The organism is Agrococcus carbonis (assembly GCF_900104705.1).
In the GTDB taxonomy this organism is placed as follows: domain Bacteria; phylum Actinomycetota; class Actinomycetes; order Actinomycetales; family Microbacteriaceae; genus Agrococcus; species Agrococcus carbonis.
In genome coordinates, this window is sequence record NZ_LT629734.1 from 653,350 (window position 1) to 669,991 (window position 16,642).

General features: G+C 72.5%; 13 protein-coding genes. 3 read left to right on the top strand and 10 right to left on the bottom strand.

The features are described 5' to 3' along the window. Window positions 1–39 precede the first annotated feature (39 nt). The 4 genes from dapC to msuE form a co-directional block, all read right to left on the bottom strand. Window positions 40–1,113, bottom strand: a complete 1,074-nt coding sequence (gene dapC / locus BLT67_RS03180) for a succinyldiaminopimelate transaminase (RefSeq protein ID WP_092665687.1) — start codon at window positions 1,111–1,113, stop codon at window positions 40–42. Then, window positions 1,113–1,436 carry a ferredoxin gene (fdxA, locus tag BLT67_RS03185; RefSeq protein ID WP_092665688.1) on the bottom strand — a complete coding sequence of 108 codons (324 nt, stop codon included), beginning with the start codon at window positions 1,434–1,436 and terminating at the stop codon, window positions 1,113–1,115. Before fdxA ends, dapC begins: the two co-directional genes overlap by 1 nt. Window position 1,437: 1 nt before the next feature. Continuing rightward, the gene (locus tag BLT67_RS03190) at window positions 1,438–2,526 is read right to left on the bottom strand and encodes a PIG-L family deacetylase (protein ID WP_172801972.1); all 1,089 of its coding nucleotides are present in this window, start codon (window positions 2,524–2,526) and stop codon (window positions 1,438–1,440) included. An 80-nt stretch (window positions 2,527–2,606) separates the two neighbouring features. Beyond that, window positions 2,607–3,188 (bottom strand): FMN reductase, encoded by a 582-nt coding sequence (msuE, locus tag BLT67_RS03195; RefSeq protein WP_092665690.1) that lies wholly within the window; start codon window positions 3,186–3,188, stop codon window positions 2,607–2,609. Window positions 3,189–3,309: 121 nt separating this feature from the next. Here msuE and BLT67_RS03200 point away from each other — a divergent pair, with 121 nt between their 5' ends. Then, on the top strand, window positions 3,310–4,707 hold the full coding sequence (locus BLT67_RS03200) for an LLM class flavin-dependent oxidoreductase (RefSeq protein WP_092665691.1): 1,398 nt from the start codon (window positions 3,310–3,312) through the stop codon (window positions 4,705–4,707). A gap of 92 nt (window positions 4,708–4,799) precedes the next feature. On the opposite strand, the gene typA is transcribed toward BLT67_RS03200, so the two are convergent. Together typA and BLT67_RS03210 are read right to left on the bottom strand one after the other, a co-directional pair. Then, window positions 4,800–6,701, bottom strand: coding sequence for a translational GTPase TypA (gene typA / locus BLT67_RS03205; protein WP_092665692.1), 1,902 nt, complete (start codon window positions 6,699–6,701; stop codon window positions 4,800–4,802). Between the two features lie 84 nt (window positions 6,702–6,785). Then, a complete protein-coding gene (locus BLT67_RS03210; RefSeq protein WP_092665693.1) occupies window positions 6,786–8,690 on the bottom strand; it encodes an ABC transporter ATP-binding protein in 1,905 nt (634 codons plus the stop codon). 62 nt (window positions 8,691–8,752) lie between these two features. Between BLT67_RS03210 and BLT67_RS03215 the strand changes: the two genes are divergently transcribed. Continuing rightward, window positions 8,753–9,370 carry a PH domain-containing protein gene (locus BLT67_RS03215; RefSeq protein WP_092665694.1) on the top strand — a complete coding sequence of 206 codons (618 nt, stop codon included), beginning with the start codon at window positions 8,753–8,755 and terminating at the stop codon, window positions 9,368–9,370. Window positions 9,371–9,390: 20 nt separating this feature from the next. On the opposite strand, the gene BLT67_RS03220 is transcribed toward BLT67_RS03215, so the two are convergent. The 3 genes from BLT67_RS03220 to BLT67_RS03230 all read right to left on the bottom strand — a co-directional run bounded on the left by BLT67_RS03220 (window position 9,391) and on the right by BLT67_RS03230 (window position 13,868). Further along, window positions 9,391–10,383, bottom strand: coding sequence for an ABC transporter permease (locus BLT67_RS03220; RefSeq protein ID WP_231945560.1), 993 nt, complete (start codon window positions 10,381–10,383; stop codon window positions 9,391–9,393). After that, on the bottom strand, window positions 10,380–11,921 hold the full coding sequence (locus BLT67_RS03225) for an ABC transporter permease (RefSeq protein WP_092665695.1): 1,542 nt from the start codon (window positions 11,919–11,921) through the stop codon (window positions 10,380–10,382). The genes BLT67_RS03220 and BLT67_RS03225 overlap by 4 nt, the downstream gene beginning before the upstream one ends. 135 nt (window positions 11,922–12,056) lie before the next feature. Further along, the gene (locus BLT67_RS03230; protein WP_231945561.1) at window positions 12,057–13,868 is read right to left on the bottom strand and encodes an ABC transporter family substrate-binding protein; all 1,812 of its coding nucleotides are present in this window, start codon (window positions 13,866–13,868) and stop codon (window positions 12,057–12,059) included. A 165-nt stretch (window positions 13,869–14,033) separates the two neighbouring features. Between BLT67_RS03230 and BLT67_RS03235 the strand changes: the two genes are divergently transcribed. Then, a complete protein-coding gene (locus BLT67_RS03235) occupies window positions 14,034–14,798 on the top strand; it encodes a CPBP family intramembrane glutamic endopeptidase (protein ID WP_157674136.1) in 765 nt (254 codons plus the stop codon). 24 nt (window positions 14,799–14,822) lie between these two features. Here BLT67_RS03235 and BLT67_RS03240 read toward each other — a convergent pair whose 3' ends face one another. Further along, complete coding sequence (locus tag BLT67_RS03240; RefSeq protein WP_172801973.1) at window positions 14,823–16,604, bottom strand: ABC transporter substrate-binding protein; 1,782 nt, start codon at window positions 16,602–16,604, stop codon at window positions 14,823–14,825. Between the last annotated feature and the right edge of the window lie 38 nt (window positions 16,605–16,642).

The following is a 16,642-nucleotide window of genomic DNA, read 5'->3' on the forward strand; positions in this document are numbered from 1 at the left end:
TACCTGCCGATCGGCGCGGCCCTCTCACACCCGCGCCGCTCACCCCCGGAGGCGCGCCGCCGCCTCGGCGATGCGGTCGTCGGATGCGGTGAGCGCGACGCGCACATGGCTCGGGTCGCCGTAGAAGGTGCCCGGCGCGACCAGGATCCCGAGCCGCGCGAGCGCGTCGACCTGCTCGAGCGCATCCGTGCCGTCGGCGGCCCACAGGTAGAGCCCCGCCTGCGAGGCGACCTCGAAGCCGCGTGCGCGCAGCGCGGGCAGCAGCAGGGCGCGCCGCGCGCGGTAGCGCTCGCGCTGCTCGTCGACGTGCCTCGCATCGCCGAGCGCGACGGCGAGCGCGTGCTGCACGGGGCTCGGCGCCATGAGGCCGAGGTGCTTGCGCACCGCGAGCGCGCGCTGCACGACGGCGGGGTCGCCGGCGATGAACGCCGCGCGGTAGCCCGCGAGGTTCGACTGCTTGCTGAGCGAGTAGACCGCGACGAGGCCCGTGAGGTCGCCGTCGGTCACCCGCGGGTCGAGGATCGAGGGCGCCTCGTCGACCTCCCAGGGCAGCAGCGCGTAGCACTCATCGCTCGCGACCACGATGCCCCGCTCGCGCGCGGCGGCGACGACGCGCCGCAGCGCATCCGTGCCGAGCACCTCGCCGGTGGGGTTCGAGGGCGAGTTGAGCCACACGAGCCGCGTGGCCTCGGGCCAGTCGTCGGGATCGTCGGCGCGCACGGGCGTGGCACCCGCGATGCGTGCGCCGATGTCGTACGTCGGGTAGGCGATCGCGGGGTGCACGACGACGTCGCCGGGGCCGAGCCCGAGCTGGAGCGGCAGGCCCGCGACGAGCTCCTTCGAGCCGATCGTCACGAGCAGGTGCTCGTCGCCGATGCCGGGCACGCCCCGCACGCGCGCGAACCACTCGGCGATCGCGGCGCGCGCCTCGGCCGAGCCGTGGTTGGTCGGGTAGGCGTGGGCGTCGGTCGCCTCGCGCAGCGCCTGCTGGATGATCGCGGGCGTCGCGTCGACGGGCGAGCCGACGCTCAGGTCGACGAGCCCCCGCGGGTGCGTCGCCGCGCGCGCCTTGGCCCCCGCGAGCGTGTCCCAGGGGAACTCGGGCAGCAGCATCAGCCGGTCTGCTGCGGGGGCAGCGCGGCGACGATCGGGTGGTCGTGCTTGAGGGCGCCGACCTTCGCGGCACCGCCGGGCGAGCCGATCTCCTCGAAGAACTGCACGTTGGCGTCGTAGTACTCGGCCCACTCCTCGGGGACGTCGTCCTCGTAGAAGATGGCCTCCACCGGGCACACCGGCTCGCACGCGCCGCAGTCGACGCACTCGTCGGGGTGGATGTAGAGCATCCGCTCGCCCTCGTAGATGCAGTCGACGGGGCATTCGTCGACGCACGCGCGATCCTTCAGGTCGACGCACGGCAGCGCGATCACGTAGGTCATCTCACGCTCCCCCCTTCGTCTCGGCCTTCCCCGCCATCCTAATCCGCCGCATCGACTCCGCATCCGGCCACGCCAGCGCGACGAGCGACGCGAGCGCGGGGATGAGCGACCACAGCCAGCCCGGCAGGTTGTCGGGGATGAGCGAGCGCTCGGTGCCGAACGCGCCGCGGCCGAGCGGGTCGATCGCGATGAGCGCGACGACGCCCACCACGCCGAGCACCGCGGCGAGCGTGAGCGGGCGCGAGCCGCTCGCGGCGCGGATGCCGCCGATGAGGCCGACCGCGGCGATGAGCGAGAGCCCGAGCCCCCACGGCAGCTGCTGGTGCGAGAGCGTGCCGACGACGCCGACGATGACGCCTGCGGCGAGCGCGCCGACGCGGAGGCCCCAGCGCGCGCGGCGGCGTGGGCGGGTCTCGATCAGCCGGTAGTGCTCGACGTCGTCGAGGGGCCGGCGCTGGCCGCCGACGTGCACGACCTCGTCCCCGTCGACCTCGAGCTGCGAGCGGTGGGCGTCGAGGGCGGCGAGCACGCGGTCGCGCACGGGCGCGAGCGGGAAGGCGACGTCGGCGGGAGCGTCGGTGCGCACGTAGAGCGGCAGGTCGTAGCGGCGCGCGACGATGACGGATGCGCGGTGCGCGGCGATGTGGTCGGGGTGCCCGTAGCCGCCGTCGGCGTCGTAGGTGACCATCGCGGTGGGGTCGACCTCCTCGACGACCGCGCCGAGCGCATCCGCGAGGTCGTCGATGTCGCCGCGGCTCATCGAGGTCGGCGGCGCGTCGGGCGCGGCTCCCGCCCGGCCGCTTCGGTGCCAGGCCATGCCGGAGTCGTCCCAGCCGTGGATGCGGCGGCCGCGGGCGCCGAGCGCGCGCAGCGCCGCCTCGAGCTCGGCACGGCGCACCTCGCCGACGCCCAGCTCGTCGACGAGCGGCTGCCGCTCCGGGCGCACCTCGCCGCGCTCGCCGAGCGTGAACGTGGCCACGACCGCCGAGCCGCCGCCCTCGGCGACGGTCGCGATCGCGGCGCCGGTCGAGAGGGTCTCGTCGTCGGGGTGGGCGTGCACGAAGAGCACGCGCTCGAGGCGGGGATCCATCGCCTCCATCCAACCACCAGCGCCGCTCCCCCGCCGACGCCGGCGGATCGGCGCGGCTCACGGTGCGCCGGGCGGCGCGCTCACCACGCGGCAGGACGCACGGGCGCCGGCGGCCGCACGAGGTACGGCAGCGCGCGGTCGGCCGCGGCCTCGATGCGCTCGAGCACCTCGGGGCAGCGCACGCGCCCCGCCTCGAAGTCGGCGCTCGCCGCGTACACCCCCACCGGCAGCGTGAGCGCCTGGAAGAAGGCGAACAGCGGCCGCAGCTGGTGCTCGATCGTGAGCGCGTGCCGGTGCGAGCCGCCCGTCGCCGCGAGCAGCACCGGCACGTCGACGAGCGCGCGCTGGTCGACGAAGTCGAACAGGTGCTTGAACAGCCCCGTGAAGCTCGCGCGGTAGACGGGGCTGCCGACCACGAGCACATCCGCCGATTCGATCGCCTCGATCGCCGCGCGCGCCGGTGCGGGCAGCGCCGTGCGCTCGAGCACGCCGCCGAGGTGCGGCCCGACCTCGGCGAGCTCGATCACGTCGACGTCCGCGTCGACGCGCCGCGACACGGCGCCCGCGAGCGCCGCGACGAGCGCGGTCGTCGATGACGGCCGGTGCAGGCTGCCGCTCACCGCGACGATGCGCAGCGGGCGCGTGGGGTGCGGATGCGTCATGGCCGCCACGGTAGGCGCGTGGGGGCCCGCAGCGGCGAGTGTGACGCACCGTGACGCTCCATGACGCCGTGGGACGCGCATCCGTTGTGACCGCGCGCGGGCGGGCGGCACGATGCCCGGCATGACACGGCAGATCCGCTTCAACGCCTTCGACATGAACTGCGTCGCGCACCAGTCCTCCGGGCTGTGGCGCCACCCCGACGACCGCTCGCGGCAGTACCGCACGCTCGGCTACTGGACGCGGCTCGCGCAGCTGCTCGAGCGAGGCCGGTTCGACGGGCTCTTCATCGCCGACGTGCTCGGCACCTACGACGTGTACGGCGGCGACCGCACCGCCGCTGTGCGGAACGGCGCGCAGGTGCCGGTCAACGACCCGATCCTGCTCGTGAGCGCGATGGCGGCGGTCACCGAGCACCTCGGCTTCGGCGTGACCGCGGGCACCGCGTTCGGGCATCCGTACCCGTTCGCCCGGCGCATGACGACGCTCGACCACCTCACCGAGGGCCGGGTGGGCTGGAACGTCGTGACCGGCTACCTGCCGAGCGCCGCGCGCAACATGGGGCAGGAGGACCAGCTGGCGCACGACGCGCGCTACGACCACGCCGACGAGTACCTCGAGGTGCTCTACAAGCTGTGGGAGGGCTCGTGGGAGGACGACGCCGTCGTCGAGGATCGCGAGCGCGGCGTCTTCGCCGACCCCGCGAAGGTGCACGACATCGGCCACGAGGGGCGGTTCTTCCGCGTGCCGGGCGCGCACATCTCGGAGCCCTCGCCGCAGCGCACGCCGGTGATCTACCAGGCCGGCGCCTCGCCGCGCGGGGTCGCGTTCGCGGCCGAGCACGCCGAGGCGATCTTCGTCGCGGCGCCCTCGAAGGAGGTGCTCGCGGCCACCGTGCGCCGCATCCGCGACGCGCTCGAGGCGGCCGGCCGCGACCGCGGTTCCGCGCGCATCTACACGCTCCTGACGATCATCACCGCGGCGACGGCCGAGGAGGCGCGCGCGAAGGAGGCCGAGTACCGCTCGTACGCGAGCGAGGAGGGCGCGCTCGTGTTCATGTCGGGCTGGATGGGCGTCGACCTCGCCGCCTACGACCCCGCCGATCCCGTCGGCGACGTCGAGTCGAACGCGATCCAGTCGGTGCTGCAGCACCTGCGGGCCGAGGCCGACCTCGGGCGCGAGTGGACGGTCGGCGACCTCGGCCGCCACTCGGCGATCGGCGGGCTCGGCCCGACGATCGTCGGCAGCGGCGAAGAGGTGGCGGATGCGCTGCAGGCGTGGGTCGAGGAGACCGACGTCGACGGGTTCAACCTCGCCTACGCGATCACGCCCGGCACGTGGGAGGACGTGATCGAGCACGTCGTCCCGGTGCTCCGGGCGCGCGGCGCCTACCCCGAGGAGTACGCGCCGGGCACGCTGCGGCAGAAGCTGCACGGGCGCGGCGACCGCCTGCCGGCCGAGCACCGCGGCGCCGGGTACCGCATCCGCTCGTCGTCCGCCGCCGGGCGCACGGGGCGCTGACGCGCACGAGGACCCGTTCCACCCGACCGGACCGGGTGCACCTGCACCGGGTCGTCGTCGGCGGAACGGGTCCTCGGGACGGGAGCTGCGCGCTACCCCTGCTTCTTGAGGCGGCTCGCCTCGCGAGCGCGGGTCGTCGCGTCGAGCGTCACCTTGCGGATGCGGACCGCCGAGGGCGTCACCTCGACGCACTCGTCGTCGCGCGCCCACTCGAGGCACTCCTCGAGCGAGAGCAGCTTCGGCGGCGTCAGGCGCTCGAGCTCCTCACCGGTCGACGACCGGATGTTGTTGAGCTTCTTCTCCTTGGTGATGTTGACGTCCATGTCGTCGGCGCGGGCGTTCTCGCCCACGACCATGCCCTCGTAGACGTCGTCGCCCGGCTTGATGAAGAAGGTGCCGCGCTCCTGGAGCGCCATGATCGCGTTGGGCGTCGCGACGCCCTGGCGGTCGGCGACGAGCGCGCCGTTGTTGCGCGTCGTGATCGCGCCCGCCCACGGCTGCCAGCCGTGCGCGATGGCGTTGGCGATGCCCGTTCCGCGCGTGATCGTCATGAACTCGGTGCGGAACCCGATGAGGCCGCGCGAGGGCACGACGAACTCCATGCGCACCCAGCCGGTGCCGTGGTTCTGCATCCCGTCCATGATGCCCTTGCGGCCGGCGAGCAGCTGCGTGACGGCGCCGAGGTGCTCCTCGGGCACGTCGACGGTGAGGTGCTCGAAGGGCTCGTGCACGACGCCGTCGACCTTGCGGGTGACGACCTGCGGCTTGCCGACGGTGAGCTCGAAGCCCTCGCGGCGCATCTGCTCGACGAGGATCGCGAGGGCGAGCTCGCCGCGGCCCTGCACCTCCCACGCGTCGGGACGGCCGACGTCGACGACGCGCAGCGACACGTTGCCGATGAGCTCGCGGTCGAGGCGGTCCTTCACCATGCGGGCCGTGAGCTTGGCGCCCTTGACCTTGCCGGCGAGCGGAGACGTGTTGGTGCCGATCGTCATCGAGATCGCGGGCTCGTCGACCGTGATGGTCGGCAGCGGCCGCACGTCGTCGGGGTCGGCGAGCGTCTCGCCGATCGTGATGTCGGCGATGCCGGCGACCGCGACGATGTCGCCCGGTCCCGCGCTCTCGGCGGGCACGCGGTCGAGCGCCTTGGTCTCGAGCAGCTCGGTGATGCGCACGTTCTGCACCTCGCCGTCGTGCCGCACCCACGCGACCGTCTGGCCCTTGCGGATCGTGCCGGCCTTCACGCGCAGCAGCGCGATGCGGCCGAGGAAGGGGGACGCGTCGAGGTTGGTCACGTGCGCCTGCAGCGGCGCCTCGTCGTCGTACGTCGGTGCCGGGATGTGCTCGAGGATCGCCGCGAAGAGCGGCTCGAGGTCCTCGCTCTCGGGCAGCTCGCCGTCGGCGGGCTTGACGGTCGACGCGCGACCTGCCTTGCCGGATGCGTAGACGACCGGCACGTCGAGCACCGCGTCGAGGTCGAGGTCGGGCGCGTCGTCGGCGAGGTCGGACGCGAGGCCGAGCAGGAGGTCCTGGCTCTCCTCGACGACGGCGTCGATGCGCGCGTCGCCGCGGTCGGTCTTGTTGACGAGCAGGATGACGGGGAGCTTCGCCTCGAGCGCCTTGCGCAGCACGAAGCGGGTCTGCGGCAGCGGGCCCTCGGACGAGTCGACGAGCAGCACGACGCCGTCGACCATCGAGAGGCCGCGCTCGACCTCGCCGCCGAAGTCGGCGTGGCCGGGGGTGTCGATGACGTTGATCGTCACCGGCTCGTCGGTGTGCGCGCCCGCGTACCGGATGGCGGTGTTCTTCGCGAGGATGGTGATGCCCTTCTCGCGCTCGAGGTCGCCGGAGTCCATGACGCGCTCGTCGACGGCCTGGTGAGCGGTGAAGGAGCCGGTCTGGCGGAGCATCGCGTCGACGAGGGTGGTCTTGCCGTGGTCGACGTGGGCGACGATCGCCACGTTCCGGAGGTCTGATCGCGAGGCGATCGGCATGCAGGTGCCTTCCGATGGAGTGGAGAGTGCGACGAACGGCCGCGGTCGCCCATCCTAGCGGGCGGCCGCGGCCGTTCGTGGCGATCAGATGCTGCGCTCGTCCTCGATCGCCGTCTGCGTCTTGCGCTCGTCGGTCAGCGCGTCCGCGTCGACCGCGTCGCCGCCGCCCGTGTCGTCCGACTCCGCGGCGGTGCGCGCGAGCACCTGCTGGCGCAGCTCGCGGCGCGCGCGCTGCTTGTCGGGATCCGGCACCGGGATCGCCGCGATGAGGCGCTGGGTGTACGCCTCCTGCGGCGCGCGCAGGATCGCGTCGCGCGTGCCCTGCTCGACGATCTTGCCGTGGTGCATCACCGCGATGCGGTCCGACATGAGGTCGACGACCGCGAGGTCGTGGCTGATGAACAGGCACGCGAAGCCCTGCTCGCGCTGCAGCTCCTGCAGCAGCTCGAGCACCGTCGCCTGCACCGACACGTCGAGCGCGCTCGTCGGCTCGTCCGCGACCAGCAGGTCGGGGCTCATCGAGAGCGCGCGCGCGATGCCGACGCGCTGCTTCTGGCCGCCCGAGAGCTCGTGCGGGAAGCGGTTGCGGTAGGACTTCGGGAGCCGCACGGCGTCGAGGAGCTCCTCGACGCGCTTGTCGAGCGCCGCGCCGCGGTGGATCTTCGCGAGCAGCATCGGCTCGCCGATCGACTCGCCGATCGGCAGGCGGGGGTTGAGCGACGACGACGGGTCCTGGAAGACGATGCCGACCTTGCGGTTGAGGCTGCGCGCGAGCTTGCGGTCGAGCTTCGAGATGTCGATGCCCGCGACCTCGAGCCGGCCCTGGGCGATCGGCTGGAGGCCGATGGCCGCGCGGCCGATCGTCGACTTGCCCGAGCCCGACTCGCCCACGAGGCCGAGGATCTCGCCCGCGTAGATCTCGAGCGATGCGCCGTCGACCGCGCGGAAGGCGCCGAGCTTGCCCTTCCGGCCGTACTCGATCGCGACGTCGTCGAGCACGAGCACCGGCTCGCCCTTCGGCGCGGCCTGCTGGCTGCGGGCCTCCGCCGCCGCCCGGGCGTTCGCCTCCACGCGGCGCCGCAGCTCGGCGTCGTCCTCGACGGCGTCCTCGGCCGCGAGCGCGAGCGCCGCGGTGAGGTCGATCGCCTCCTCCTCGTCGCCGCCCTCGCCGAGGCGCGGCACCGACGACAGCAGCATCTGCGTGTAGGCCTCCTTGGGCGCGGCGAAGATCTCGCGCACGGGGCCCTGCTCGACGATGACGCCCTTCTCCATCACGACGACCCAGTCCGCGAGGTCGGCCACGACGCCCATGTCGTGGGTGATGAGCAGCACCGCGGAGCCGAGGCGGTCCTTGAGGGAGCGCATGAGCTCGAGGATCTCGGCCTGCACCGTCACGTCGAGCGCCGTCGTGGGCTCGTCGGCGATGAGCAGCTCGGGGTCGAGCGAGAGCGCCATCGCGATCATCGCGCGCTGCCGCTGCCCGCCCGAGAGCTGGTGCGGGTAGGACTTGAACGCCTTCATCGGGTCGGGCAGCTCGACGAGCGCGAGCATCTCGAGCGCGCGCTCCCTCGCCTGGCTCGGCGTCATCGCCCGGTGCAGGCGCAGCGCCTCCATGATCTGGAAGCCGACGGTGAAGACCGGGTTGAGCGCGGTCATCGGCTCCTGGAAGATCGCCGAGACGCGGTTGCCGCGCACCTCGCGCATCTCCGCGGGGTTCAGGCCGCGCAGGCTGTCTCCCGCGAGCGTCACCTCCCCCGAGATGCGCGCGTTCTTCGGCAGCAGGTCGAGGATCGCCATCGACGAGACGCTCTTGCCCGAGCCCGACTCGCCGACGACCGCGACGACCTCGCCCTTGCCGATCTCGAACGAGACGTCCTTCGCTGCCGGCACCCAGTAGCCCTCGACGGCGAAGTCGACGTTGAGGCCGGAGATCCGCAGGGCGGGGACGTCGTCCTGGCCGTGCTGGATGGTGTCAGTGGTGGAAGTCATGCCGCCTCCTGGAGCGGGGTGTCGGATTCGCCCGGCGCGGTGGCGCCTGCGACGATGAGCCTGTGAACGACGATCTGCGTGCCGTGACCGTCCATTCCCGCGTCAACCGCGGGGTCGCGATCGCCTCGTGGGCGCTGCTCGCGGTGCTCGGGGCCCTGCTCATGCTCCAGTCGGAGCCGAGGGGCGTGGTGTCGACGGCCATCGTCACGGCGTGGCTCGCCTACGCGGCCGTCGTGTTCCTGTGGGCGCCGGCGCTCGTCGTCGACGCGCGCGGCGCCGAGATCCGCAACCCCGTGCGCACCGTGGCGGTCGCATGGGATGCGCTCATCCACGTCGACACGAAGTTCGCGCTGACGCTCTTCACACCCGGCCGCAGCTGGCCCGTGTGGTGCGCCCCGCAGGCGAGCGCGCTCGCTGCCCGACGCGCCGCGCGCCGAGCGCGCGACGACCGCGACCCGCGCGATCCGCGCAACCCGCTCGACGCCGGCGTGCGCATCGGCGACATCCCGGGCACCGAGTCGGGCGACGCCGCAGCGCTCGTGCGCGAGCGCTGGGCGCGGCGCCCGGCGAGCGCCGCCGACGCCGACGACGTGCCCGTGCCGGTCACGGTGCACTGGGGCCGGATCGCGCTGCTGCTCGCCGGCCCCGTGCTCGCCGCCACGGTGCCGCTGCTGCTCTAGCGCCGGCGCCGCGATCGCGGTCATCCGCGGTGCTCCGCGTTCTCGGGCAGCTCCTTGGTGCGGCGCACCGAGAAGCGCTTCTGCCGCGGGTCGAACGCGTCGCGCAGGCCGTCGCCGATGAAGTTGATCAGCAGGGCCGGCACCACGATGAACGCCGCGGGGAACCAGAACAGCCACGGCCTCGTGGCGAAGGCCGACTGGTTCTCGGAGACCTGCCGGCCGAGCGAGGTGTCGGGCGGCAGGATGCCGTAGCCGAGGAAGCTCAGCGACGCCTCGAGGATCACCGCGGCGGCCGCGATGAGCGAACCGGCGACGATCACGACGCCGACGGCGTTCGGCAGGATGTGCTTGAAGATGATGCGCATGTCGCTCGCGCCGGCGACGCGCGCCGCCTCGACGAACTCCCGCTCGCGCAGCGACAGGAACTCCGCGCGCACGAGTCGCGCGATGCCCATCCAGGCCACGAGCCCGAGGCAGATCGCGAGGTACTGCACGCCGAGGCCACCGGTCATGCGCCCGACGACGGCACCCACGACGATCGTCGGGATGACGATGAAGACGTCGGTGATGCGCATGAGGATCGCGTCGACCCAGCCGCGGTAGTAGCCCGCGATCGCGCCCACGACGGTGCCGAGCACCGTCGCGACGCCGGCGAGCAGCACGATGACGACGAACGAGTTCTGCACCCCGCGCATCGTCTGCGCGAAGTAGTCGATGCCGATGCGCGTCTGGCCGAACGGGTGCTCGCCGAGCGCGATCCCCGCGCCGCCGAGCCACTCGGGGATGAGCGACAGCGTCGGCCGGCCCGCGTCGAGCACGGGATACGGCTGGTAGTAGTTGTACTGCCACCACCCCGGGATGGGCCCGAGGCCGATCGCCGAGATCGAGAAGGCGAAGATCGCGAACAGCAGCACGAGCGAGACCATCGAGGTCTTGTTGCTCACGAACCGGCGGAGGATCAGCCGCCCCTGGCTCTGCCCGACGGTCGTGTCGGTTGCGGTGGGGTTCGTCACTTGACCCTCACTCTCGGGTCGAGGAGCGCGTAGCTCAAGTCGGCCAGGAAGTTGAACAGGATCGCGGTGATGGCGATCACGAGGAAGTACCCCATCACCGGGTTCACGTCGACGCGGTCGAGGGACACGTTGAACAGCGCGCCCATGCCGCTGATGGCGAAGACGCGCTCGGTGATGAGCGCACCGCCGAGCAGCACGCCGATGTCGGCGGCCACGATCGTGGTGATCGGGATGAGCATGTTGCGGAACGCGTGCCGCGTGACGACCACGCGCTCGGAGAGGCCCTTGGCCCGCGCCGTGCGGATGTAGTCCTGGTTCATGACCTCGAGCAGGCCGGCGCGCGCGTAGCGCGTGTAGCCCGCGAACGAGATGAGCGTCAGCGAGATCGTCGGCAGCAGGAAGTGCGTGAACATGTCGAGGCCCATGAGCCACATGTCGCCCGAGAGCCCCACCGTCTGCTCCCCCACCGTCGCGATCGGTCGGTTGTTGATGCGCGGGTGCGAGAGGTAGCCGGGCCACGCCTGCAGGTAGCGGTCGGCGACGACGAGCAGCCCCGACAGGAAGCCGACGAGCATCGTGACGCGGATGACCTGGCTGCGGTCGGGCCCGCCGATCACCCAGCCGATCACGAAGCAGACCGCGAGCGTCGCGAGGCCGAGGATCATGATCGTCCAGATGGTGGAGACCGCGAAGAGGCCCTGGAGCGCGAAGAACGCCGCGTAGGCGAGCACGCCCGCGATCCCTGCGCCGAGCAGCGCTCGTCGGTTGCCGAAGCCCGCCAGCACAGCCACGACGCCGGCGACGACGCCGCCGATGAGGATGAGCAGGCCGATCGGGCCGAGCCCGGGCTGCTGGAACCAGTCGATCGCGTCGAGCAGCGAGATGAGCCCGAAGGTCGCGGCCGCGGAGAGCGCGAACGAGACGAGGCGGCCTCGGGTCGAGCCCGCCACGAGCGCTTGCATGATCACGCCGACGACCAGCGCGACGATCAGCGTCGGTATCACGCCGATGCTCGAGTCGCCGCTCGCCAACCAGTTGTTGAAGCCGATGGCGACGAACTCCTTCAGCAGCACGGCCGCGAGGAACGACGGCAGCGAGTAGAGGAGGAAGCTGACGAAGGTCATGCCCAGGTCGAACGCCGAGTACTGGCGCAGCGCCGAGACGATGCCGGTGATGATGCCGAACAGGATCGCCAGGATGGTCGACGCGGCGACGAGCCTCACCGTCGAGGCTGCCGCGTTGGGCAGGAGCTGCGTGACCGGGGTGTAGTTGAGGTCAGTGCCGAGGTCGCAGGGACCGAAGGGCACGAGGCAGCCGACGGCGCCGGCGGCCCAGCCGAACCAGCGCAGCGGCGGCGGCACGTCGAGGTCGAGGCGCTCGATGCGCTGGCCGATCAGCAGCTGCGCGTTGGGTGCGTTGGAGGCCTGCAGGTCCTCGAGGGGGTTCCCCGAGTACGCGGTCAGGATGTACATGATGTACGACGCCACGATGAGCGTCAGGATCGAGGCGAGGATGCGCCTCACGATGAAGCTGAGCAATGCTCTTGGCTCCGTTCAGTCGGAGATCGCGCGGGTCGCGCGCGGTCGATGACGGACACGGGTCGGCCGTGGCCGCCGGGAGGAGTCCCGACGGCCACGGCCTGGTTGGACTAGCTGGAAAGCCTACCGTCGGCGTCAGCCGACGAGCGACCACTCCCAGGTGTTCCAGATGGCGCCCGTCTGGCCGCCGTTGTAGACCACGCCGTCCACGGCGCCGTTGGTCGCCACCAGACCCGGGGTCTGGAAGAGCGGCAGGCCGTAGAAGTCCTCGCGCGAGAGGCGGTCGATCTCGATCATGATCTCGGTCAGGCGCTCCTCGTCACCGATGGTGACCTGCGACTCGTCGGCCAGGGCGTCCACCTCGGCGTTCGAGTAGCCGTTGTAGTTGCCGCCACCGTTCGTCTTCCAGATCTGCGGGAGGCTGGCGTAGCCGACACCCGGGGAGATCCAGCCGAAGATCGACGCGTCGTAGTTGCCGCTGCCGAGCAGGCTCGACCAGTCGGGCGAACCGGCGTCCTCGACGTTGAACCCGGCCTCAGCCGCGCTCGCCTGGATCAGCTGGAAGGCGTCGACGCGGTTGGGGTTGTTCGTGTTGTAGAGGATGCTGACGGTCGGCGTGGCGCCGCCCAGCAGCTCGCGAGCGCGCTCGATGTCGGGCTCGGCGTAGTCGCTGTAGCCGTTCGCGGCGACCGCGTCCTGGTACTGCGGCTGGTTCGTGACGAACTGCTGCGAGTTGAGCACCTCGGCGTCCGGCTGCACCGGCGTGACGATCGACTCGAGGATCTGCTGACGCGGCACCGTGAGGAGGAAGGCCTCGCGGACGGCCGGGTCGGAGAACACCTCGGAGTTCATCGTGAGGTCGAGGTGGTCGTACGAGAGCTGCGAGCCCTGGATCAGCGTGCCGTTGAAGGCCTCGATCGCGGCGATCGTGTCAGCCGAGGGCTGCGGCTCGATGACGTGCACCTCGCCGTTCTGGAGTGCCGTGATCTGCGCGTTCGGGTCACCGATGAAGCGGATGATCAGCTCGTCGAACGAGGGAGCCATCTCGCCGCGCCACTCGGGGTTGGGCTCGAACGAGATGAAGCCGCCGTCGTCGGCCTGGAAGTCCTTCGGGATCCACATGCCGGCACCGACGAGGAGGCCCTCGTCCTCGGGCATCGCGGTGATGTTGTAGCCCGTGTTCCAGAGCTCGGCGAGCGCCGAGAGCTGCTCGTTGGGCTCGGCCGGGGCCTCGGGGTCACCCGCGGGGGTCTCCTCGAGGAACGTCGCGAGCTCCTCGACCGAGCCGAAGCCTGCGGCCTCGGCGAAGACGTGCGCCGGCTTGTTGATGAGGTTGACCAGGTTCCAGTCGACGTACGGCTCGCCGTACGTGAGGGTCAGCGTGCCCGCCTCCTCGTCGATCTCCGGGAACTCGGTGGTGTCGAGACCCGCGGTGGAGCCGGCGAGCTGGAAGTAGACGTTGCCCTCGGAGACCGTGCCGTCCTCGGCGTAGGTCGCGTCGTCGTAGTAGCCCGAGCCGATCGCCCAGCTGAGGAGCAGGTCGGTCGTCGACATCGGCGTGCCGTCCGACCAGACGGCCTCGGGGTCGAGCGTGTACTGGACGACCAGCGGGTCGTCGCTCACGAGCTCGATCGTGCCGTTGGTCTCGTCGGGGACGATGTTGAACTCGTTGTCGACGTAGAAGAACGAGCCCGGGCCGGTGCCGGCACCCATGAGGTAGTCGACCATGCCGTTGGTGTTCAGGTTCGAGTCGGGGGTGCCCGAGTTCAGCGCCGTCGCGGCGTTGGTCTGCGCGATGCTGATCGTGCCGCCGGTGGCCTCTCCGTCGCCGGACTCCGACGGCGCGGGCGTGCCGCCCGTCGTGCAGCCGGCGAGCGCGACCATGGCAGCCGTGCCGATGGCGAGCCCGGCAATCGCGCGACCGCGACGCCTGATGATGTTTGTCACTGGTTCCTCCTGTGCAAGGTGAGCGCACGGCTGCAAAGAGCCGCAGTGCTCGTTGAGATAGGTCAGTCTAAGCACGCGGATCCGCGGCGACGCGCGCTCGATGACGGATCGTTACCAAGTTGGTGCTTACCGGGTCTTGAGCCTGCGTGCCCCTAGCGTTGAGGCGTGAGCGCCCTCCCCTCCCGCCGTCGCCTCGCGACCGAGCTCGCCATCGTGCTGCTGCTCTCGCTCGGCGCGAGCGCCCTCTGGTCGATCCTCCAGTTCGCCGACGTCTCGACGCGGCCGACGCCCATCGGCGACCAGCAGGTCGCCCTCAACCCGTCGCGGTCCGACCGCGCGTGGCTCGACCTCGCGTACCAGCTCACGGGGATCCTGCTCGACCTCGTGCCGGTCGCGCTCGTCGTGTGGCTGCTGTGGCGCAGCCGCCGGCCGCACCTCGGCGCCCTCGGGATCGACGGCACGCGCCCGTGGCGCGACACCGCATCCGGCGCCGCCCTCGTGCTCGTGATCGGCGTGCCGGGGCTCGCGCTCTACCTCGCAGGCCGCTCGCTCGGCCTCACGGTGGACGTCGTGCCGTCGCCCCTCGACGCGGAGTGGTTCACGGTGCCCGTGCTGCTGCTGTCGGCGCTGCGCGCAGGGCTCACCGAGGAGGTCATCGTCGTCGGCTACCTCTTCGAGCGCCTGCGGCGGCTCGGCTGGGGCACGTGGCCGATCATCCTCGCCGCAGCGACGCTGCGCGGCGTGTACCACCTCTACCAGGGCGTGCCCGCGCTCGTCGGCAACCTCGCGATGGGCGTGCTGTTCGGCTGGCTCTACGCGCGCACCGGCCGGCTCGTGCCGCTCATCGTGGCGCACACGCTCATCGACGTGGCCGTCTTCGTCGGCTACCCCTGGGCGTACACGACGTTCCCGACGCTGTTCGGCGCCTGAGGGACGCCCGAGCGGTCACGGCTGTCAGGGCGCGGCCGAGGCCCGCTCCGCGCCCCACTCCCACGCGTTCCACGTGACGGATGCGTCACCCGGTCGGGGGGCGATCCCCGTGACGCCGGGCGCGGCGATCGTGAGCGGGCGCGGCTCGACGAGCGGCAGCACGAGGGCGTCGGCGACGAGGGAGGCCTCGAGCTCGAGCAGCGTCGACTCGAGCGCGTCCTGGTCGCCGGTCGCGAGCGCCTCGTCGAGCAGCGCGTCGCGCTCGGCGCTCGAGGCCGCCGTGATGCCGCCGCCGCGCCAGCGCTCGTCGATCTGCTCGACGCTCGCCGGCACCGCCACGCGCTGCAGCACGGCGTGCCAGTCGTCCTCGGCGAGGCCGGCCTCGAGGTCGTCGACGCCGCAGTCGCGCAGCGACCAGCCCGCCTCGGCGGCCTGCGCGCGCAGCACCTCGAGGGTCGCGGCCGCGAACGCCTCGGCCCGGTCGTAGCGCACGCACACCTCGGTGCCTGCGTCGATCCCGAGCGCCTCGCGCGCCGCGGCGGCCGCCTCGGCGTCGGGGTCGCCGAACGCCTGCGGGAAGCCGGCGTCCTCGAGGGCGTAGCCGTAGATGCGGGTGTCGGCGCGGAAGAGCACGGAGTCGGTGCCGGTGGTGCGCAGCGGGCTCTCGGCGAGCACGGTCTCGGCGAGCGCGCCGCGCTCGAGCGAGCGCAGCAGCGAGGCGCGCGCCGCAGCCGCCTGGAGCGGGGCGCGGTCGGCGCGCAGGGCGAGCTCCCAGCGCGTGCCGTCGGCGGCCTCGAGCAGCGTCGCGTCGTCGCGCTCGAGGTCGCGGATGACGGTGCGGTCGTCGGCGGTCGGCCGCACGGTCGCGACGTCGAGCTCGCCGGCGGCGAGGCGCGCGAGCGCGGTCGCGTCGTCGGCCACGGGCTGCAGCACGACGCGCTCGACCTCGGCACCGCGCGCGCCGGCGTAGTCGCCGTTCGCGACGAGCTCGACCCGGCCGTCCTGCACCGCGTCGACGCGGTAGGGGCCGCTCGAGACGAGCGAGGCCTGCTCGAGCGCGGCGGCGTCGATGCGCATCGCCGCGATCCAGCCCTCCGCGAGCTCGCGGAGGGCGAGCGGGTCGGCGCGGTCGATGACGTCGAGCACCGCGTGCTTCGCCTGCATCGCGTCGTCGACGCCGAGCACCCGCTGGCCGAGCACGTGCGCCGGCACCGCGACCTCGAGCGCCTGCCGCCAGTCGGGCACGGCCTGCGAGAACGTCACGTCGATCGAGCGCGCCCAGTCGTCGCGCTCGGCCGATTCGGCGTGCGCCATGCCGCCGGGTCGCGCGACGTCGAACCACACCGCGTCGTCGGGCAGGTCGAGTCCGCCGTCGGCGCCGCGGAGCGCGTCGAGGTCGAGGTCATCGGTCGAGAGCGCGTTGGAGGTCGCGGCCCACGCGAGCATGAGGTCGGCCGCGTCGACCGGCACGCCGTCCGACCAGCGCGCGGTGTCGGCGAGGTCGTAGCGCACGGTGAACGGGTCGTCGGCGACGACGGTCGCCGTGCCGAACGAGTGGTCCTCGACGAGCTCGCCGCTGTCGTCGACGGTCGCGAAGCGCGAGCGCGTGAGCGCGGCGACGTCGAGGTTCGCGGCCGTGCGGCCCACCGCGCTCTCGGCGTTCGCCGACGTCAGCTCGCCCGACCACGCGACGTCGACGCGCGTGCCCTCCTCGACCCGCGACTGCACCTGCGGGCCGCACGCGGTCAGCGCGAGCGCGAGCACGGCCGCGCCGGCGACCGCGGCCAGCGCGCGCCGATGCCGCACGCCTCGAGGACGTGCGGCATCGGCGCGGCCGGCGGGCG